At 39.4% G+C, this 20,145-nt stretch carries 14 protein-coding genes and 1 pseudogene; 9 read left to right on the forward strand and 6 right to left on the reverse strand.

The genetic code is table 11. The features are described 5' to 3' along the window. Window positions 1-3: 3 nt before the first annotated feature. Window positions 4-3,249 (forward strand): efflux RND transporter permease subunit, encoded by a 3,246-nt coding sequence (locus ACODSB_RS22650; RefSeq protein WP_488938692.1) that lies wholly within the window; start codon window positions 4-6, stop codon window positions 3,247-3,249. Further along, on the forward strand, window positions 3,246-4,328 hold the full coding sequence (locus ACODSB_RS22655) for an efflux RND transporter periplasmic adaptor subunit (protein WP_488938693.1): 1,083 nt from the start codon (window positions 3,246-3,248) through the stop codon (window positions 4,326-4,328). Before ACODSB_RS22650 ends, ACODSB_RS22655 begins: the two co-directional genes overlap by 4 nt. Window positions 4,329-4,556: 228 nt before the next feature. On the opposite strand, the gene ACODSB_RS22660 is transcribed toward ACODSB_RS22655, so the two are convergent. The 4 genes from ACODSB_RS22660 to ACODSB_RS22675 all read right to left on the reverse strand — a co-directional run bounded on the left by ACODSB_RS22660 (window position 4,557) and on the right by ACODSB_RS22675 (window position 7,922). Then, window positions 4,557-4,940: a DUF1573 domain-containing protein gene (locus ACODSB_RS22660; RefSeq protein WP_488938694.1), complete on the reverse strand. Its 384-nt coding sequence runs from the start codon at window positions 4,938-4,940 to the stop codon at window positions 4,557-4,559. 197 nt (window positions 4,941-5,137) lie between these two features. Then, a complete protein-coding gene (gene lgt, locus ACODSB_RS22665; protein WP_488938695.1) occupies window positions 5,138-6,085 on the reverse strand; it encodes a prolipoprotein diacylglyceryl transferase in 948 nt (315 codons plus the stop codon). A 41-nt stretch (window positions 6,086-6,126) separates the two neighbouring features. Further along, window positions 6,127-6,537 carry a hypothetical protein gene (locus tag ACODSB_RS22670; protein ID WP_488938696.1) on the reverse strand — a complete coding sequence of 137 codons (411 nt, stop codon included), beginning with the start codon at window positions 6,535-6,537 and terminating at the stop codon, window positions 6,127-6,129. A gap of 92 nt (window positions 6,538-6,629) precedes the next feature. Beyond that, window positions 6,630-7,922 (reverse strand): hypothetical protein, encoded by a 1,293-nt coding sequence (locus ACODSB_RS22675; protein WP_488938697.1) that lies wholly within the window; start codon window positions 7,920-7,922, stop codon window positions 6,630-6,632. A 377-nt stretch (window positions 7,923-8,299) separates the two neighbouring features. On the opposite strand from ACODSB_RS22675, the gene ACODSB_RS22680 reads away from it, so the two are divergent. From ACODSB_RS22680 to ACODSB_RS22705, 6 genes are all read left to right on the forward strand, one after another. Next, window positions 8,300-8,659: a hypothetical protein gene (locus ACODSB_RS22680; protein ID WP_488938698.1), complete on the forward strand. Its 360-nt coding sequence runs from the start codon at window positions 8,300-8,302 to the stop codon at window positions 8,657-8,659. Window positions 8,660-9,030: 371 nt separating this feature from the next. Further along, window positions 9,031-9,606, forward strand: coding sequence for a hypothetical protein (locus ACODSB_RS22685; RefSeq protein WP_488938699.1), 576 nt, complete (start codon window positions 9,031-9,033; stop codon window positions 9,604-9,606). 146 nt (window positions 9,607-9,752) lie between these two features. Then, window positions 9,753-11,261, forward strand: a complete 1,509-nt coding sequence (locus ACODSB_RS22690) for an ATP-binding protein (protein ID WP_488938700.1) — start codon at window positions 9,753-9,755, stop codon at window positions 11,259-11,261. A gap of 1,168 nt (window positions 11,262-12,429) precedes the next feature. Further along, a complete protein-coding gene (locus ACODSB_RS22695; RefSeq protein WP_488938701.1) occupies window positions 12,430-12,864 on the forward strand; it encodes a rhodanese-like domain-containing protein in 435 nt (144 codons plus the stop codon). Window positions 12,865-12,881: 17 nt separating this feature from the next. Beyond that, window positions 12,882-13,547: an ArsR/SmtB family transcription factor gene (locus ACODSB_RS22700; protein WP_488938702.1), complete on the forward strand. Its 666-nt coding sequence runs from the start codon at window positions 12,882-12,884 to the stop codon at window positions 13,545-13,547. A gap of 28 nt (window positions 13,548-13,575) precedes the next feature. Next, window positions 13,576-15,363, forward strand: coding sequence for an aminotransferase class V-fold PLP-dependent enzyme (locus ACODSB_RS22705; RefSeq protein WP_488938703.1), 1,788 nt, complete (start codon window positions 13,576-13,578; stop codon window positions 15,361-15,363). 207 nt (window positions 15,364-15,570) lie between these two features. Here the strand turns inward: ACODSB_RS22705 and ACODSB_RS22710 are convergent, their stop codons facing one another. Both ACODSB_RS22710 and ACODSB_RS22715 read right to left on the reverse strand, forming a co-directional pair. Then, on the reverse strand, window positions 15,571-15,792 hold the full coding sequence (locus tag ACODSB_RS22710) for a hypothetical protein (protein WP_488938704.1): 222 nt from the start codon (window positions 15,790-15,792) through the stop codon (window positions 15,571-15,573). Window positions 15,793-16,387: 595 nt separating this feature from the next. After that, on the reverse strand, window positions 16,388-19,330 hold the full coding sequence (locus ACODSB_RS22715) for a type I restriction enzyme HsdR N-terminal domain-containing protein (protein ID WP_488938705.1): 2,943 nt from the start codon (window positions 19,328-19,330) through the stop codon (window positions 16,388-16,390). A gap of 188 nt (window positions 19,331-19,518) precedes the next feature. Between ACODSB_RS22715 and ACODSB_RS22720 the strand changes: the two are divergent. Beyond that, a pseudogene (locus ACODSB_RS22720) lies at window positions 19,519-20,145 on the forward strand (recombinase family protein); the annotation flags it as partial.

A 20,145-nucleotide genomic window follows, 5' to 3' on the forward strand; every position in this document is an offset into this window, starting at 1 on the left:
ATTATGTCAATGGTTACCTCAGCACTCAAACGGCCTATTACTACAGTGGTCATTACCTTGAGCCTCTTGATTTTCGCGATACTCAGCGCGGTGAAGATCCCTATAGATATCTTTCCGCAGCTCAACCTGCCCACGATATATGTAATAGAATCGTACGGCGGTATGTCGCCCCAGCAAATGGAAGGCTTTTTCAGTACCCGTCTGCAGGATCAGTTCCTGTACGTTAATGGAATAAAAAACATCTCTGCCAAGAACATTCAGGGCCTTACGATGCTTAAGATCAGTTTTTATGAAAATACAAACATGGCCGAAGCGCAGGCTCAGGTTGCTTTACAGGTTAACCGGGCAATGAAGTTTTTTCCCCCTGGTGCGCTCCCGCCTCAGGTAGTGCGCTATGATGCTTCGTCTTTACCAGTGGGACAGCTGGTGTTGTCAGCTCCAAATCGAAGCCTGAAAGAAATTTATGATATGGCAGCTACCCGTATCAGGCCCATGTTTGCTTCTGTGCCCGGATTATCAGCGCCTCCTCCATTTGGAGCTAATTCACGTTCTATCACAGTAAATATTGATCCGGCAAAACTGCGCAGTTACGACCTTACCCCGGACCAGGTTGTCGAAGCGCTAGCTAAATTCAATGTGATGTCGCCTTCGGGTAACCTTCGTATTGATAATACGATGTTTACCACTACGATAAATTCACTGGTAAAAAAATCGGAGGAGTTTGGTGAAATTCCAATCAAAACTAAAAATGGAATTTCAGTATTGGTAAAAGATGTGGCGCGTGTAGCCGATGCATCTGATATTACCGTTGATTATGCGCTGATTAATGGAAAGCGTTCTGTTTATATCCCGGTTGTAAAAACTGCCGATGCCTCTACATGGTCTGTCGTGCAGGGCCTGAAAAGCAAACTGCCCGAGATGCAGAATCTGCTGCCTGATGACATAAAAGTATCGTATGAATTTGACCAGTCTGTTTTTGTGATCAATGCGGTGAAAAGTTTAATAACCGAGGGCAGCCTGGGGGCCTTGCTTACAGGATTGATGGTACTGTTGTTCCTGCGTGACTGGCGAAGCAGTCTGATTGTAGTGATTACGATTCCGGTATCTATTCTGCTTGGAGTCATGCTGTTAGGGGCCTTTGGACAAACCATTAATATCATGACCTTAAGTGGTCTTGCATTGGCTATTGGTATCTTAGTGGATCAGGCAACAGTAACGATAGAGAATATCCACCAGCATCTTGAAATGGGCAAATCAAAAAAGCGGGCCATTTATGACGCCTGTGAAGAAATAGCCTTCCCGCTTTTGCTTATCCTGCTGTGTATCCTGGCTGTTTTTGCACCCTCATTCCTAATGAATGGTGTGCCCAAGGCTATGTTCCTGCCGTTATCAATGTCGATTGGCTTAACGATGATCGTCTCCTATATTCTTGCCCAGACCGTTGTGCCTATTCTAAGCAACTGGCTGATAAAAGAAGAGCAATACCAGCATTATGATCATAAGCAGCTCCACGCGCATGCCGGGGAGGCACTGGATAAGGTGGAAATAATTCAGGTGAATGAACATTTGGAAAATGAAGTGGAACATCCAAAAGATAATGATTTTTTTGAGATTGTTAAAATGAAGTTTATGAATATTATCACAAACTGGATGCCAAAGAAAAAACTTATTGTTTCTGTTTATTTAGCTGCTGTTGTTGTTTTAGCGGGGATTGGATTTGTTGTTATAGGAAAAGATATGATGCCCAAAGTCAATAATGGCCAGTTTCTTATCCGAATTAAGGCTCCCGATGGTACGCGCCTGGAGCGAACCGAAGATAAGTTTAAGCAGGTATTATCCATTATTGACAAAACAGTGGATCACCATATTGAGATCAGTTCGGGCTATGTGGGAATAATTCCAAGCAGCTACGGGACCAGCAACCTTTATATTTTTAATACCGGCACCCACGAGGCTGTACTGCAGGTCAAGCTCGATGAAAATTATAAAGTTAATATGGACGAGCTCAAAGATGCGCTGCGAAAAAACATACTTCATGCCAGACCTGAGCTGCGCCTTACCTTTGAGCCCATAGACATGACAGAGAAAATAATGAGTCAGGGAGCTGCCACACCAATTGAATTAAGGGTAACAGGGAAAAACATGCAGGAGATTGAAAGTTATGCTCATAGGGCAGTAGCCAAACTCAAAGGGATTTCTTATCTGCGCGATGTGCAGATCGTGCAGCCGCTGAAAATACCGGTAATTGATATTACACTTGACCGAAAAAAAATCTCGCAATTTGGACTCAATGTGACAGATGTGGCCCGTTCTGTTACAGCCAGCACCTCCTCAAGCCGTTTTACCGAGAAGAACCAATGGCTGGACGAGGATAAACAATATACGTATCAGGTTCAGGTTCAGATACCTGAGTCTACGATGAATACTATAGAAGAATTAAAGGAAATCCCACTGCTGAAAGGACAAAACACACCCACGCTTGGCGAGGTGGCAGATTTTAAAATAAATTATGACCCGGGTGAATATGACCGCTCCGGACCAAGACGGTTTTTAACGGTCAGTGCCAATATCCATAAAATGAACCTGGGTACTGCCACAGCTGATGTTGAAAAAGCCCTTAAGGGATTAGGATCGCCGCCAAAGGGTTTGGTATGTGAATTAAAAGGAATGTCCAACTTACTGACCGAAACCATGGATAGTCTGCAGGTGGGTCTGGGTTTTGCCATCCTGGTTATCTTTTTACTGCTGGCAGCAAATTATCAGTCATTTAAGCTCTCACTTACTGTACTCTCAACAGTGCCGGCTGTAATTTTAGGCTCCTTAACGGCCTTAATGTTAACAGGATCTACCCTTAACCTCCAGTCTTACATGGGGATGATAATGTCTACAGGTGTATCTGTTGCCAATGCAATCCTGATCGTGACCAATGGCGAAAAGCTCAGGTTAGAATTTCAAAATGCAACCCGCGCCTCTATTACCAGTGCTGCAATACGTTTACGTCCTATCCTTATGACCAGTTTAGCCATGATGGCAGGTATGGTGCCTATGGCAGCAGGAATGGGGGAGGCCGGCGAGCAGACTGCTCCACTGGGACGCGCTGTGATTGGGGGGTTATTTGCCTCCACACTGGCAGCTTTGTTTATACTCCCGCTGGTATTTGCATGGATGCAGGAGAAGTCAACTTATAAGTCGCCCTCATTAATGCCCGAAGAATCACCTATTTTAAATTTAAACGATGTAAAAAAATGAAAGCAAAATTAAGTATACTGGGTTTATCCCTTGTTCTTTTGGCTGGCTGCGGCCAGAGTGAAAAACCGGTAGACCTGACCCAGACAAAGCAAAATAATTCAAATCAATATGAAATTGGTACTATCACAGAGAAAGCATTGTCCAGTTATGTTCGTTTGCCCGGAGAGCTGCACCCTTTTAACGAAGTAAATTTATTTCCCCGCGTAAACGGGTTTGTAAAATCGATCTATGTTGACCGTGGTTCAAGGGTTAGAAAAGGAGAACTGCTCCTTACACTGGAAGCCCCTGAGATGGAATCACAGCTTCAGGCAGCAAATTCGCGCTATCTGCAGGCGCTGGAAACTGCAAATGCAAGTAAGGAAAAGTATAACAGGCTCAAAGAGGCCGCGGCCGAACCGGGCTCGGTATCAAGCCTTGAACTGGACAGCGCGTTGTCCAAGATGAAATCTGATAGGGCAGTGGCTAATTCCGAAAAATCTAATGTCCAGTCGGTAAAAACCATGCAGGGCTATCTTAATATCTATGCCCCATTTGATGGTATGATAGTAGAGCGAAATATATCCCCGGGGGCTCTTGTGGCACCAGGGAAGGCCAGTGACCAGCCCATGCTGGTTTTACAGGATACCAGAAAATTACGCTTAGAGGTTGCCGTGCCGGAAAACTATGTGGATAAAGTTGACCTGAATAAAGCCATAACCTTTAACTTTAATGCAATACAGGGAAAAGAGTATACGGGAAAGATAAGCCGCGTTGCCAATGCTTTGGGAAGCATGAGGTCGGAAGCCATAGAAATAGATGTGATCAACAGCGATAATAAACTAAAACCCGGCATGTACGGAGAAGTTAAAATTGCTATGGTATCAGGGGCAAAATCCCTGCTGGTGCCCAATACGGCTATTGTTCAGACAACCGAAAAAGAATATATCATTGTAGTTAAAAAGGGCAGGGCCGCCTTTGTTGATGTTAAGGAAGGCATGACAAATAAAGATGATACAGAAATTTTTGGGGCTTTGTCACCATCGGACCGTATTATTTTAAAAGCCGGGGAAGAAATAAAACAGGGCGAAATCATCAAGTAATACAGGAAAAAAAATGGAACTAAATCCACGATGCTCCTAACTGACTCCTGTCATTTTTAGAAGATTAATAAGGCTGCCTTCAAATAGTGCAGCCTTATTATTATCTGGTCTTGTCTTCAAATATAGATTCTGTTTTTTACGTCTTCCGATATCTATTATTCTTCACCGGGTATATTTTAGATCACAAAAGTTTCAAAAACAGCTATTCACTATTTTAAGCTTTTATTTTTAAAGGACTTCCCCTTTAATTCTTAAGGCAACCCTGCCGTCAGGATAATTTACGGCATTGCTCTCCACGGTAATTGTTTTACGAATCGGGCCTTCAGTCAGATTGTTGTATTTGATATTAATTTTTCCTTTTTTACCCGGCATAATTGCCGAAGCAGGTTTTGTAACAACAATTGAACTTAGTGTTGATTCTGCGCGTGTGATCAGCAGCGGTGCATTGCCGGTGTTTTTAAATTCAAATGAACGAACTTTATTATCAGTTTTGGAAGTTGTACCATAATCTATGGTATTATCCGCATCTTCAAATTCAATTCTGGGACCATTTTGGCAGTAACCAAGAGTACTGAATAATACTACTGCAATAAAAATGCTGATATTTTTCATTTGGATTGTTTTTAAGGCGTAAGTAAATTTACTTTCATAATTAAATAAAAAAAAGTTATTTCCCCCCGTACAATATAAGTATTGATTATATACTGGCCGGCATTTTAAAACATGGTTATTTATAACGGCATTAATAAATAAGTTGCATTAAAGGGGGCTGTAATATAGTGATTTAATATAAATAAATTGTATGTATATCAGTTCTTAAAAAGTGATTTTCTTTTATATGATCTGAGAATTATAAAAAAACCGACTAAAATGAATGGGATACTTAGCCACTGGCCCGTTAGCAGTACAGGGTCTTTTCCCTCAAATCCTCCCTGGCTGGCCTTTACAAATTCTACACAAAAGCGGACTGTCCAAAGTAAAACCAGAAAAATTCCAAAAATCAATCCAGGTTTGGTACGTGCATCGGTTTTCCAGTACATATAGTAAAGGATTATAAAAACAACGATGTATCCTGCGGCTTCATAAAGCTGCGCGGGATGCTTGTAGGGTATGGCAGCGAGAATATCTGAAAACCGGGGATCTTTTTCAATTAAATCATAGGCATGGTTGTAGTCTTGTTTACCAGTTATGCTCATGGCTTTGACTCTGGAAAGATTATCTTCATCCCTGACAAACTTTATTGCTGTAGGAAACGTGGAGGATACTGGTCTTCCTGTAATTTCAGAATTAAAAAAATTTCCCAGCCTTACAAAAACCCCTCCGCTGCTTACCGGTATGACGATACGGTCCAGCACCCAGAACACAGGCTTATGGATTATTTTTTTGCTGTACCAGATAACAACCAGAATCACTGCAATGGCAGCCCCATGACTTGCAAGTCCTGTAAAACCTGTATATTCAAATTTCGGACTAAAACGGAAAGGAAGCAGGATTTCCTCAGGATGCTTAGAAAAATAATTCCAGTCGTAGAAAAAGACGTGTCCTAATCTTGCGCCGAGTAACGTGGCGGCTATTGTATAGATAAAAAGTTTGTCGAGCTTTTCTAAAGATTCATTCTCGCGGTCGTATATTTTTTTCATTATAAACCATCCGGTGCCAAATGCGATTAGAAACATAAGGCTGTAGAAATGAAGTGTAAAAAAACCGATTTGAATCCCATCTGAGGGGTTCCATATTATAGCAAGTTTATGTATCATAATTAGGTGGAAATATATAAAAAAAACAGCTCTTTTTTTTCTTATATAGTGCGCTGCCTTGCGAGATCGATATCTTCAAAAAATAAAATGTCAATAAATGTTTCTGAAAAATCATATTTGTATTTTTCAACAATATCCTTTACAAGCGCGGAATAGGAAGCTGTCTGAATAGAATAGGGAGTATATTCTGAAAAGCTGTTCAAATCAACTGCGGTCGCTGCATCCCTGGCAGGGATATATTTTTCTGCTGTTTGAGAATGACATGAAGCATCCGTTTTGATGCTCAATTGAGCAGCAGTATGCTTTTGCAGTTCATTTTCAGGTACTTGTGCAGTGCAGGTATGCTGATTGGAAAGGGGCTTGATTTTTAAACTCTGCGCAGATAAACTAGCGGCAGCAGGAGCAATAAAACATAGTAAGATGATAAAATATTTTTCTACAGATAAGGCCATTATGTTTTGGTTTTTTGTTCTTCTTTACGACAAATACATAAATATGAAGGGCGCCCATTGAGCAGTCTGGCGCCCTTTCAATATAAAAAAGATTATCTGTTTCCGCTGGAGGCCGTAATTTTGCCTAACTGTAATCGGAAGTCCGGTTTTTTGGCATTGAAAATATCAACGAAGGTTTCTTTATTGTCACTTTGTGAATAAACATTAAAAAACAGGCTGTTACCGTACCAGTGCTCTAAATCTTCATTGTTTGTGTTGTATTCAGTAAAGATATTCCCGTTACACAGGTTGAAAAACATTTCCTCAAATTTTATTTTCTTAAGATTAGCATCATTAACCTCTGTTTTACTGTCCAATAAAACAGCAGGGCTGAATCCTGAAATTACGCTGCGCTTCATTTCAAGGGAAGCATTTTCGGCTACGTAAACAGCTTCTTTTACCAGGCCTGACTGGATATCGGCTTTGATGTTCTCGCTGTCGTTAAGCATTGTTATATTGGAAGCGGTAACAAGAGTCTGGTTTTTGGTAAAATCGGTCTCGTTTTTCTTTTCATAGGATTTTACTTCCATGCAGCGTGATCCGTCTTTATTACTTGATAAATAAGAAGATCTTACTGCCAGTGAGTTGTACAGACGGCATTGAATGCCCTGTGTGAATTTATAATCGTCATTGATCGATTTATAAGAAACAAATTTTGTGGCATTTACATCGCCTCCGTAAAAGGCAAATGAATCACCTCCCGAGTAGCTCACCATTACGTTCTCCAGAATGGTCTTGTTTCCAACTCCTGCAATGGTAAGGCCGTTAAAAGTATCGGATCCTTTTACTTTTTTTCCGGCAAATTCAATTCTGACATATCTTAAAATACCGGAATTTGAAGAGGCATTATCGCCTCCATAGGTGGTAAGTGAAGGGTCAAGATCTAAGTTGTAAGAACCGATATTTCCGAATTTATTGATCGGAGCATCGCCAAGGATTACAACCCCGCCCCAGTCGCCTGCTTTTTTCATGCTGCGGTTAGAAGTAAAAACAATTGGGTCTGTTTCCTGCCCGTCGGCAATTATCTGCGCTCCTTTTGTTACTACAAGTGTGCCTTTTGTTTCAAAATCACCGATAATTAAAGTACCTGGTTCAATGGTTAAAACAGCATTGTTTGTAACATACACGTTTCCCTGTAACACATAAATATTTCTCTTGAGCAATTTTGTGTTGACAGTAATATTTCCTGCTAAAATTTGGTTTGGATCGCCGTACTCTGTTTTATGAGGTTTAAATTCGGTCCAGTTGTCCAGCCAGTTGCTGTAGCCTATAATTCCTTTCTCCTGCTGGGCACTCATACTGGTAACTGTCAAAATGATGCAGATGATCTGAGTAATTTTTTTCATGATAGGGCGTATTTAGGTTAAAATGTAAATTTGGGTCAGGCAATTGCTGTAAGCCTCTTTAGTCAGGTAATCTTTCCGTTGATAATCCCCGGTAAGGCTCCTTGCTATGCAAACAAAAATAAAAAAATAAACTTAAAGAGTCAGGAAATTGTTGATCTTTTTTTAAAAATAGCTGGTAAATATGTACCTGTTTTATCTTTTTTTACCTGCTGGAACCAATAAAAACAGCGTGTCTAAAATTTGCATTTGCATTTGCATATTTAAGGCGCAGTTTTTTTCTTTTAGAAGATAATTTTATTTTAAAAAGGGATATCTTTGGTACCGTATTGTATATATCCAATTGTAAATATGCCAATATTTAATCTGTAATTTTATTGATGAGAAATTTTAAGTTCATAATTGCTGTGCTGCTTCTCTTTTTTGCTTTTCTAGGCACAAAAGGCCAAAACCGTCAGCAGGTGCTTGCCGGACTTGAAATGCAGCAGGTTTATACGAAATTCGAAACACTTCATTTTATAGATTCAGGCTCCTTTGCAGCCAATAAAACAGATCTGCATGCCAAGGTAAAAAAGAAGGTAAAATACAGGGCTACAACTTCTGATCCTTTTATTTTAAAGCTGGCTTATTTTCACCAGTTAATCCGTTTTGGTATTTTTAAAAACAGTTTAATTTACGGGATTGCCAAATTATACCAAGTGCAAAGGCATGCCCATCTTCACCTGTATCAGCTTTTCTAGGTTTTAATACCGGCTGTTTTCCCGGCAGAATTCCCCTGCTGAATTATCTTCTGCTTTTCTTTAAAAGGACTTACATTAAAATAAGTAAGGAGCAAGAGTCCGGATATAGGGCTGGGGCTGTATTTATTTATCCTAAAAACGGTAAGATTGAAAATAAAACAGTCTGGCGGCGCATCAGGTGCTTATCAGCAGTTAAACTCTTTTTTTTTAGCTCTTAAATGTATGCTGCCTGTCTGTATCAAAGCATAAGTAAATAAATAAAATGTGCCGCCTGGAAGTCAAGAAGAGAAAAAAGATTTTTTGCATTACCTGCGAAACCGGGCGCAGAATCCCAATTGTTATAAAATAACAGTATACAAAATAATATAGATATGTTTAAATGTTTTTTAAAAAAACAGGCTTTCCTTTTTTTACTCTTTATGCTGGTTTCCTGTGAGAATCAGAATTTAAAAAGCCAGTTGTTCTTAGAGCATAATTTCCTGAAAATAATTGATGCAGAGGCAAAAGGGGAAAGTTTTTCGCAGAGAGAATCAGCAAAATTTAAAAAAAGTGATAAAACGATAATTGAACTCGATCCCAGGATTGCCTATAATGAAGATGCAGATGAATTACTGTTTGATTTTTTTGACAAAAACCCCTTTTACAAAGATCAGTTTAAAGATCTTATCTATGATATTTCCTATAATGAATTTTCAATTGATCATAAATTTGCAAAACAAATTGGGGGGTATTCAATCCATTTTAACAGCAGTAATATTCTCACTGATGAACTGCAGAATAAAAATACAGAAAGATTTGTTATAGAGAATTTTAAATCCTTTGACAGCAAGGCAATGCTGGTGCTTTCCAAAGCGGAAGGTAAACATATTGTTGTTTCTGTATTACTGTTTGTAAAGAACAAAAGTAAATGGGCAATCGTAAAAAGGGAAATTCTAGCTAAGACATAAATTAAAAATTTTATAAAAGAGAGAATGACGAGCTGCTAAGCAAAAAAGACAGAATTCAGTTCCTTGGAATTTTGAAATATTCTTAGCACGTGATGTAATGCTGTAAATGCAGAAGCTTCATAAATTCTCAAAAAACATCAACAGTCATGTACGACAACCTAACACTTTTGAAAGACATAGCAGAGAACACGCCATTGCCCATCGGGGTCTATGTCGGAGAAGAACTAAAAATAGAGTTTGCCAATCCCGCTATGATTGCTGCCTGGGGAAAAGGCAGTCAGGTAATAGGAAAAACCTACAAGGAAATTCATCCAGAACTGGAAGGACAGCAGATATTTGACCAGGTCATAGGGGTATTTAAAACGGGTACTGCTTTTCATGCCAAAGACAAAAAAGTAGAACTGGTTGTTGGGGGCATTCCAAAAACGCATTATTTCAATTATAGTTTCGTGCCTCTTACTGACGCGGCGGGCCAAATTTACGGCGTGATGAATACAGGAGTGGACGTTACGGACCTGCATCTGGCAAGACTGCAGGTACAGAGCGCAGAGGAAAGGCTCAGGATAGCCATTGACTCATCCGGCATGGGGACATGCGAAATTGACCTGAAAACGCAACAAGTCAAAACCTGCGGCAATTTCAATTTTATCTGGTCTATTGATTCGGTTGTCCCTCATGAAGAATTAATAGCCAGACTGCATCCAGAAGATCTCCCGGTACGGGAAAAAGTGCACAAGGAGGCTCATAAAACAGGCATAATAAGCTATGAGGCCCGGATCATCAATGATGACCTGTCCATAGGATGGGTGAAAATCAACGGTAAAATTATCAAAGATGTGAAAGGCAGGCCAAGTACCATTATAGGGATCATCCAGGATATAAGCGGGCAGAAGCAGTTTGAGCAGGAACTAAAAAAACAGGTCGCCGAGCATACCCGCGAGCTTCGCAGATCCAATGACGATCTGCTGCATTTTGCCAGTGTAGTGAGCCATGATCTTAAGGAGCCTGTGCGAAAAATTATGATATTTAATGCCTTTTTGAGAAGTGATTTGGAATCTAATTCCCGGCAGAGTGCTGAGAAATATCTGGAAAAAGTTGATCAATCTGCCCTTCGAATGCATAGCATCATAGAGGGGATTCTTGATTATTCCACAATGGACAAAACAACGCAGCCGGTTCAGAAAATGAATCTGAATGAAATTATGGAAAATTTAAAAACGGACCTCGAGCTGGTTATAAAAGAAAAAGGTGCCATACTGATAGTAAGTGAGCTTCCTGAAATAGAAGGAGCACCCATTCTTATTACCCAGCTTTTTTATAACATACTGCACAATGCACTCAAGTTTTTAAAGGCAGACGAGCCGCCGCGTGTAATTATTTCATCTAGTGCAGTAGAAATAGAGGGGAATGATTTTACACGCATAAGTGTGAAAGATAATGGAATAGGGCTGGATTCGAGTCATCTTCAAAGGATATTTGAGGCCTTTGAGCGCCTGCACTCTAAAGATGCATATGAAGGAAATGGCCTGGGGCTTGCACTGTGCAGAAAAATAGCATCAAGGCACAACGGAACTATTGAGGCCTTTGGAGATAAAAATAACGGGGCAGAGTTTATTGCCACCCTTCCGTTAAAACAGTTTAAAACGGCCATTTAGAATGCCAGTTATCAGGCATTTAGTCAAGATATTAAAGACGGCAAAACATACAACAGGCTCACAATGCCCGTAATTGGAATTGAAGGCAGCGGATTTGAAATCTAAAAAAATGAGTAAAATTGCCGGCCTTTAAAAATGTAAACTATGATAAAATTTTGGTCAATTAGCGCATTACTGCGTTTTTTTTTATATAATTTACAGATCATGGGGTTTAATTGTCGCTGGAATAAGATCAGCCGAATTTTCAGCTTGGCGCGGTAAGTTCCGGCTTTTTCTGCCTGCCTGTACAAAAGCGGGCAGAGCTCTGTAAGGCCTTGATTAATCACGTATTGGGAATTGCTGCCGGAATCTAATTTGAGTGACCAGCATCTTAAATTGTATTTAATATTATTTTTAGGAGCTCTTCCCGCTATGCGTTGCAATCTTTTGTGCCCAGCCTCGGCACAAAAGGATTTCCACTGCTATCGGGGCTAGGGCTGCCCGAGAGCCCTGTTTTGTCTTGAAGAATTGCACATTCAGACCCAATTATTGTACTTCTAATCAATACTTAATTTTAGGTTTTTTTAAATACCATATGGCAAAATTCTCTTGCAAAGCTATTTATTACTTTCAGCCATAAAAATAAATGGGTTTTGCGGCAGCAAAAGCAGAAAATCGATGAAGAATTTATACACAGGAACTTGTCTTTCAGCTTTTCTAAACATTCACCTTTTTATAATGATGCAATAAAAAACATAGCATACTGCGGCTCTTTAGACTAATAAATTAGTAAGGTTATAATAAAAAAAAGGTGCCAATTGTCTTCAATTGGCGCCATTTGGTAATGTGCCACCATTACGCCGCAAATTTAGATTGCCTTTATTATTTCTGCTTGTTTTGAAACGGGAAAAGATTCCATATTGCACTGGCGCACTTTATTGATTGCCATTTTGTGCCTTATAGTATTATTTAAATTCAAAAAAATAAACAGTGACTTTATAATCCTTGCGGGATCATTACTGGATATGGACTTGCCTTTTTCTAGTTTATAACTTCTTGTAAATTAATTTAATGGATGAAAATGAATTTGTGAAATTTAATACGAATAAAAAAAGGTTAGAATAATTCTATTCAATAAATTTATTGAATAGAATTAAATCCATATTTTTGTCAAAACAAATAAAACACAATGAAAATATTTCAAAATTTTGCATTACTATTTTTTCTAATGACTCTGGGCCTTTCTTTTGGTCAAAGTAAAACTGAACCATGGTCGGCTTCGCAGCTAATGGAGCCATCGGCACTGGCCTGGCAAATCAACAATCCTTCAAAAGGGCTTCCAATAATTATCAATATTGGGCCAGCGGCAATAATTAAAGGGTCTGTCGATATAGGATCGGCTTCTGAACAGGTAAATATCGAGAAGCTGAAGGTTTTTTTGAAAAAGGAAAAAAAGACCAGGGAAATTGTAGTGTATTGTGGCTGCTGCCCGTTTGATAAATGTCCCAATATAAGACCCGCTTTTGAGGTGCTAAGCAAAATGGGATTTAAAAATCAGAAAGTACTGAGCCTTCAAAAAAATATAAAGGTAAACTGGATCGATATGAAGTATCCTGTAAACTGATGTTATAAAAATTCAAGATGAACAAAAGAGATTTTAAAGATGCGATTTACGGCGAACTGGCCAAAATCACAAAAGCTGTGGCGAATGCGCATCGCATGGAAATTATTGACCTGCTGGGACAAGGTCCTTTTGCTGTTGAAGAGGTTGCTTGCAATACTGGAATGAGTGTTGCCAATGCTTCCCAGCATTTGCAGGTATTAAAAACGGCTGGACTTGTTATCATCAAGCGAAAGGGAAATTTCATTTATTATTCTTTAAGCAATGAAAAAGTATTTGATGCCTGGCGGAGTTTACGCGAATTGGGAATGGAACAAAATACGAAGGCAAAGTTTGTCGTGGATGAATTTCGTAAAAGTCATCACTCTTTAGATCCTGTTGGTACGCAGGAACTTTATAAGAGAGTTTCCAAAGGCGAGGTTTTGCTTTTGGATGTGCGCCCTGAGGAAGAATTTTTAAGAGGGCATATTCATCAGGCACTATCCATTCCGATTGATCAGATATTGACCAGAATAAAGAAGCTCCCTAAAGACAAGGAAATTATTGCTTACTGCAGGGGACCGTTTTGTGTTTATGCTGATCAGGCTGTTGAGCTGCTTCTTAAAAACGGTTTCAGGGCCAATCGAATGGCAGAGGGATATCCGGACTGGAAATCCAGGAATCTTCCGGTTAGTATTTTGATTTAGGAACAAAATAAAAATAATAAATACAACGATGATTTATTTAGACTATAACGCTACAACACCCATAGATTCAGAAGTCCTGGCCGAGATGATGCCTTATCTTACCGGGCAGTTTGGCAATCCTTCCAGTAATCATACCCTTGGAAATAAATCCCGTACCGCAATAAATGAAGCCCGAAAAAGAATTAGCGCTGCCCTGGGAGCAGAAGACTTTGAGATTGTGTTCACGGGAAGCGGAAGTGAGGCTAATAATTTAGCCATAAAAGGCAGTGCATATTCCAATAAAAACAAAGGGAACCATATTATTGTATCTTCCATTGAGCATCCTGCCGTGCGGGTTCCTGCGCAATTTTTAGAGCAGAACGGCTATGAAGTGAGCGTTGTGCCTGTTGATGAGTTTGGCATAGTAAGCCCGGAAGAAATAGAAAAAGCGATAACAGACAAGACGATTTTAATTAGTGTTATGCTGGCCAATAATGAAATTGGAAGTATTCAGCCCATCAAAGAAATCGCAGCGATTGCCGGGAAAAAAGGAATTCTCGTTCACACCGATGCAGCGCAGGCTGTTGGTAAGCTGGAGATAAATGCAGGGGATTTAGGTGTTGATTTGATGACTATTGTTGGGCATAAATTGTATGGGCCAAAAGGAGTGGGGGCTTTATTGATCCGTAAAGGTCTACGGATCGAATCACTGGTTCATGGAGCAGGCCATGAAAGTGGATTTAGGGCAGGTACTGAAAACACGCCCTACATTGTCGGATTGGGCAAAGCAATTGAAATAGCCTGCTCAAGAATAGGGCAATATAAAGATAAGGTTGGCGCACTTAGGGATAGGCTGGAAACTATTATTCTCTCGCAATATCCCAATGCGGTGATAAATGGGCATACTACTAAAAGATTATGCAATACGCTAAATGTAAGTTTTCCGGGTATTGATTCTCCGGGTTTAATAGAGTTGATACAAGATCAAATTGCATGCTCTAGCGGATCAGCCTGCCATGATGGTAAATCAGATCCTTCGAAGGTTCTATTGCAGCTGGGACGCTCTGAGGCAGTTGCAAGTTCAGCATTGCGATTAAGCCTGGGATGGGAAACCACAAAAGAAGAAATAGAACAAGCAGGTCTTTTAATTGTAGAGGCACTTGCCGCGATTCAAAAAAGAAATAATAATTCAAAAGTTAATAAAATGGATAAGAAAAAACACTGGGAAAATATTTATCAGACAAAAGAACTGACGCAGGTGAGCTGGTATGAGCCGGTTCCCCAAACTTCGTTGGATTTATTAAAAGAGTATACTATTCCCTTTGATGCCAAAATTATTGATATTGGAGGCGGGGACAGCTTTTTTGCTGATCATCTGCTAAGAATGGGATACTGGGATATAACCGTTTTGGATATTTCGCAGCAAGCTATTTCTAAAGCGAAAAAGCGTTTAGGAAATGATGCAGCAAAAGTAAATTGGATTGTATCTGATATAACGGACTTCAAACCCGATTTTAAATATGACTTCTGGCATGATAGGGCGGCTTTTCACTTTCTAACTGAAGATCATGATATAAAATCTTACCTGCGATCTGCTAAAGAAGGATTAAGTGAGAACGGCATTTTAGTGATTGGTACGTTCTCTGAGTCGGGGCCTTCAAAATGCAGTGGTATAGCCATAAAACAATATTCAGTAGATTCTTTAAAAGAGCAGTTTAGTTCTGATTTTGACATGGTAAATTCTTTTACGATTGATCATAAGACCCCGTTTGAAACAATTCAGAATTTTACTTTTGGGGTTTTTAAAAATAAGCAGACTGCTTACAGGCACAAGTAATTAACAATTGATTTTAATTGCCCGTACGATAAATCTATCGGTTTATTTTATCTTTATGATACTCTTTGAGCCATTTCTGCATTTTCTGGGGCAGCTGGACTTCTTTGGGGTCACCTGTAGGATTGGAAAGTCCTTTGATTGTTCTTTCATAATTGAACCTTTTATCCTCAAACTGGCAGGTAAATTTTGGGACCTCGTTGTGTATGACTAGCCATTTGCTGTGATCTGCAGTTGCAATTTTAAACTTGGGGAAGCTTTAGTATTGTGCAGTTTACTATCACGTGATTCATCCCTGGTGAGTTCGTCTTCTTTAAGCTGCTCGTTGGCAAGCTGCCCAATTTCGAATTCCCTGCGTGCGGGATTATCCTTTTCGGGCTCAGTGGTCTCAAAGGTTTCGTTTTCAGCCTCATCATTCTTGTGAGTATCCATATCCCTTTCAAACCCCTCCGATGGGTCATTTTCTATAAGGTCCTTTTCTATGTCCTTCCCGGTTATGTCTTTGGGGTCGCTTTGGGATTCCTTACGGGGGTTCTCCGGGTCATAGGGGCTGCCCTTTGGAGCTGTGGTTTTTGGGTCTTTGATTTGGTTTTGAGAATTACGGTGGTCCTTGTCGTAATTTTTGGTTGTATGGGAATTTTTAATTTTATTTGATGATTACTCATTTTTTTAGGTTTAATCTTATTTTTCAGGAGCTTTTCCCGTTAACTCCGGGTCAATTGTACATCGTATTATCTTTTATGTTTAAATTTTTTTTGGAGCTTTTTCCCGCTATACGTTCCAATCTTTTGTGCCGAACACCGGCACAAAAGGATTTCCACTGCTATCGGGGCTAGGGAAGTTGAATCCGTTTTACTGGTTTGAAAGATATGGTTAAAATCAAATAAGAACCCACTGCAAGAAGTAGCATTATTCATTTCGTTTTAGGTGCTTTTAGTGGCAGTGCTTGTCCAAAAATGTCCTGAAATGCATATACTGAATAATTTGTTTCTTTATTCTGTTGTTTCTGTATTTTTTATACCAAAATTCAATGCTCATGCATTTTTAGTATATCGTCGATGTCTCTATCAAGCATTTTGTATATCCAGCCTCTCAAAATGCAGTTTTCCTCAAGTTTTGAAGCGCTTATTCCCTCGAAGACCTGGGCATTATATCGATATGACTCTTGGGCCTTCAGGATCAGTTCCATTGAGAAATGCCGCAGGCATATGATTCCTTGTTTGGTAAATGCCTTTTCTTTCTCTTCGAAACCTTTGAAATAAATACCGAAATCACCCCTCTCAGAGTGGCGGTAGCCAAAACTGCCCCACTGCAGGATGTCATCGTCCTTGAGGTACACAATGTACTCGTGCGGCATGGTATTGTAGAATTCAAAAGAATCTTTTAAAGTCGGGAAGTTGTATTCTACAAATTCCTTGTAACAGGATTCCAGATGCTTGAAAAAGCTGGTAGTATATTCCTTGGCCTGACTTTCGCTGAATTGGACTGTCCGCATGCTGTTGGAATTCTGCAGTCTGATCTGTTGGTACATTTCTTTTGTTTCCTTTAGGGAGATATCGGCCAGCGGAAGATAGTGCCCATCAATCTGACGGTATCCTTTTTCAATCAGCACATCCACTATCTTTGAGAGTCCCTCAAATGGTGGGACATGCCCTTTTGTTGTGAATTCAGGAATCGGAAGATTTTCCGTTATAGTGCGTTCAATAATCTCTGCCAGTTCCTCCTGTGCAATATTTTTATATTTATAATGCTCTCTGATCTTAAACAGATTTATTCTGTTTTTCAAATCCAAAAGGTCAATAGGATAAATTTGCTCATATCGGGGCATGTAATAATCTTCAATTTTGTAGTCGTAGTTCAATTTTTCATGGTAGTTATACACTATGGCTGCAAGTTGCTCAAAAAGAAGGGTATCTGTGCTGAAAGTGGGGATGGACTCCTTACCAATTATTTCTCTGAGCTGGCTAAAAATAGACTGCTTCACTATCTTATCATGGTCTTCTGCCAATAGGGAGATATTGCTTGTAGTATAGGATTTGGCACCTGTTTGTAAAAATGGATTGCTTTTATATGGAGCATCGAACGGTTTGCGAAGATCAAGATATACCACGTTGGCATTGCGCTTTTCCGCCAGGGGAAATAATGCATAGCCATCTCCATTAATGAGATCGTCGGGAAGCACAATACCGATTTCACCTGATGTATGGGGAGTAAATTTTTCTTTAAAAGTGGAAAAATTTTGATCCAGATAAGAATTGTAAGCAGAAAGGTACGAAAGGCATTTGTCTTTTTTAAATGTAACCAGTGTACTTTTATGGGAGTGAGATGCATTTTCAACATAAAAGTCAATTGCGCTTTTGCCAATATGGTTTTGATAGAAATAGTTGAGGAGATCATAAAAATCTCCATTGCTTTTTTTATCCAATTTATGAATAAGGAAGCAGATAATGTAATCGCGGATTTTTGAGTAGTAGAATGAAACATTGTAGAATTCCTCTTTGTTGGATCTGATTAGGATATTTCGGGTGAAAAGATCTTCCGGTATTTTCTGGTCTAGAGAATAGTTTAATCCTTCAATGATATGATTCACATCGATGCCGTCATTTATATGAATTTCCATATGAGAATATGTATAATTCATCAATAGGTTTCCTATGGCGGAAAGTGTTCTTGTTCCAGCCTCATAGCCTATCTCAGTTTCTTGAAGGGTTTGTTTTAAGTATTTTGCGATAAGTTCTCTGTCGCTGACCTTTTGTGGAATCTGTTTTCCAGCGTAGACTTCGCAGAATATCTTTAAAAAGAATCCGTTCTTTAGTTCAGGGAGGAGTTCATCCGAAATTTCACCTCTGAAACCGAATTCTTTCTGATACAGGGGAAGAATTGCGGTTAATTCCTCATCGGAGAATTCAGTTAAGTGATAACCCGGATTTTCCAAACTGCTGTTAAACTTGTGAAAGCTGTCCACCTCCTCATACAGCTTTGTAGGCTTATTTTTGATTTTCAGAACGGTGTTCCAGATATTGGATTTGCAGCTGACAATAATTTTTATTTTATCAGCCTTTTTTGCAATTAATGCCATTTCGCTTAATTCCTGGGCTATGTTGGGATTGGTGCTCTCATCAACGGCATCGATGAATATGAGAACGGTCTTGTCTGCATAACGGCCCAATTCATCAAGTTTTTTCAGCGCAACAGCTTTTTCGGTCTTGCTGGAAAAAGTAATATTGAGATCCTGAGCAATGGATTCGCAAGGAGAAGTGATGATGGCGCAGTTATAGAAGAATACGAAGGAGTCTTCCAGTTTCTGTAGGGCTAGGGAACACATCGTATTGGTTTTGCCCACTCCCGCATCGCCCACCAGACCAAAGACAGACTCATTTGAAGCCGTAAAGGCTTCGAATGAGTCTGTCAGCGCTTTTCGCTGAACATATAATTTTTGTATAAATTTCGCATAGTGACTGTTGGAATCGCCAATGATCATGCCCATGCGCTCATTGACATTTGATTCGCAGAAGATCCTCAGGTTTTCAGGAGACATTGCAATGAAATTCTTAAGGGCCTCATATCTAAGCTTTAATTCTTCATCTGTAGACAAGGTGAATCCATTTTTATAAAAGGCAGATTTTTCTGAAATGGTTCCCGATAATTCTTCTTTTGTAATGGAGTCAAATATTTTAGTCGAAATCCCGTTGGAAACTATAGTGAAAGGAGCTATTTCATCCAGCAGTCTTGCATAGGAAATTCCCTGATCCCTATCTGCATCCGTAAGCTTTTTCGACTCCGCTTTTACTTCAATAACAAAAAGATTTCTGCCGTGTCTTTTGATTAGCATATCAGATCTGCCTGTTGCATGCTTGTTTCTTCCAAGACGTATGGTAAAGGAATCTTCAAAGGATATTTCTGAAGAATCGATTCCTAAATCTTTTAGATAGGGCAACAGTATTGTGCCTGTAATGTCAAATTCGCTCATAAGTACTTAAATCTGGTTAATTCTCTGTCGATTAGATAAGTCGCCTTTTAATTCGGGTTAATGGTCAACATGATGCAATTATCAACGAAGGATTATTTTATCGGGTACAAGACGTCCTTAATAGTAAAGCAAGGACATACAGACCGAAAATTAAAACAATTGAGAATTTTCCCCTTAGAGGGTTTTTTATGTGTCCTGAATGCGGTCAGAAGTTAACAGGTAGCAAATGCAGAGGAAGAAGTAGAGATTATTTCTATTACCACTGTAATAAAGTTTGTAAATGGAGAATAAACTCGGAGACTGCCAATAATGTATTTAAAGCACATCTAAATAAATTCAAGCCATTAGCGGAAGTAAGGAAGCTATATGAAGCAGTTCTGCTTGAAGGCTACAGGGAGCATACTGGGTTAATCATTAAGGAAAAAAAGAAATCTCTTGAACAAATAGCACTTTATGAAAAGAAGCTGACGGTTGCCAGAAATTTACTAGTTACCGAAAAAATCGATGCTGAAGATTACAATCTTATGAAAACCGAATACAATGCTGTTATTAATAATCTTGAAAAAGAGATTGGAAATGTGGATGACGACAGGAGTGATATAGAGTACTTAACGAAGACTGGATTGGAAAACCTTTTAAAACTCGGGCAGACCTTTGAGGATGGGACTTTAGCTGATTCTAGGGAGATAATTGGTTTAATTTTTCCCGAAAATTTTACATTTCGAGAAAGTAAAATCCAAACCGCTAGAACCAATGAAATGTTCAACTGTATCTATCTGGTAAACAATAGATTACGGGCAAAAAAAAAAAAAAAA

It is taken from the genome of Flavobacterium sp. FG68 (assembly GCF_057808895.1).

Bases quoted from the DNA above. Each gene is read 5' to 3' on its own strand.
- ACODSB_RS22650 (WP_488938692.1), top strand. From the start codon at position 4: ATGTCAATGGTTACCTCAGCACTCAAACGGCCTATTACTACAGTGGTC.
- ACODSB_RS22655 (WP_488938693.1), top strand. From the start codon at position 3,246: ATGAAAGCAAAATTAAGTATACTGGGTTTATCCCTTGTTCTTTTGGCT.
- ACODSB_RS22660 (WP_488938694.1), bottom strand. From the start codon at position 4,940: ATGAAAAATATCAGCATTTTTATTGCAGTAGTATTATTCAGTACTCTT.
- lgt (WP_488938695.1), bottom strand. From the start codon at position 6,085: ATGATACATAAACTTGCTATAATATGGAACCCCTCAGATGGGATTCAA.
- ACODSB_RS22670 (WP_488938696.1), bottom strand. From the start codon at position 6,537: ATGGCCTTATCTGTAGAAAAATATTTTATCATCTTACTATGTTTTATT.
- ACODSB_RS22675 (WP_488938697.1), bottom strand. From the start codon at position 7,922: ATGAAAAAAATTACTCAGATCATCTGCATCATTTTGACAGTTACCAGT.
- ACODSB_RS22680 (WP_488938698.1), top strand. From the start codon at position 8,300: ATGAGAAATTTTAAGTTCATAATTGCTGTGCTGCTTCTCTTTTTTGCT.
- ACODSB_RS22685 (WP_488938699.1), top strand. From the start codon at position 9,031: ATGTTTAAATGTTTTTTAAAAAAACAGGCTTTCCTTTTTTTACTCTTT.
- ACODSB_RS22690 (WP_488938700.1), top strand. From the start codon at position 9,753: ATGTACGACAACCTAACACTTTTGAAAGACATAGCAGAGAACACGCCA.
- ACODSB_RS22695 (WP_488938701.1), top strand. From the start codon at position 12,430: ATGAAAATATTTCAAAATTTTGCATTACTATTTTTTCTAATGACTCTG.
- ACODSB_RS22700 (WP_488938702.1), top strand. From the start codon at position 12,882: ATGAACAAAAGAGATTTTAAAGATGCGATTTACGGCGAACTGGCCAAA.
- ACODSB_RS22705 (WP_488938703.1), top strand. From the start codon at position 13,576: ATGATTTATTTAGACTATAACGCTACAACACCCATAGATTCAGAAGTC.
- ACODSB_RS22710 (WP_488938704.1), bottom strand. From the start codon at position 15,792: ATGGATACTCACAAGAATGATGAGGCTGAAAACGAAACCTTTGAGACC.
- ACODSB_RS22715 (WP_488938705.1), bottom strand. From the start codon at position 19,330: ATGAGCGAATTTGACATTACAGGCACAATACTGTTGCCCTATCTAAAA.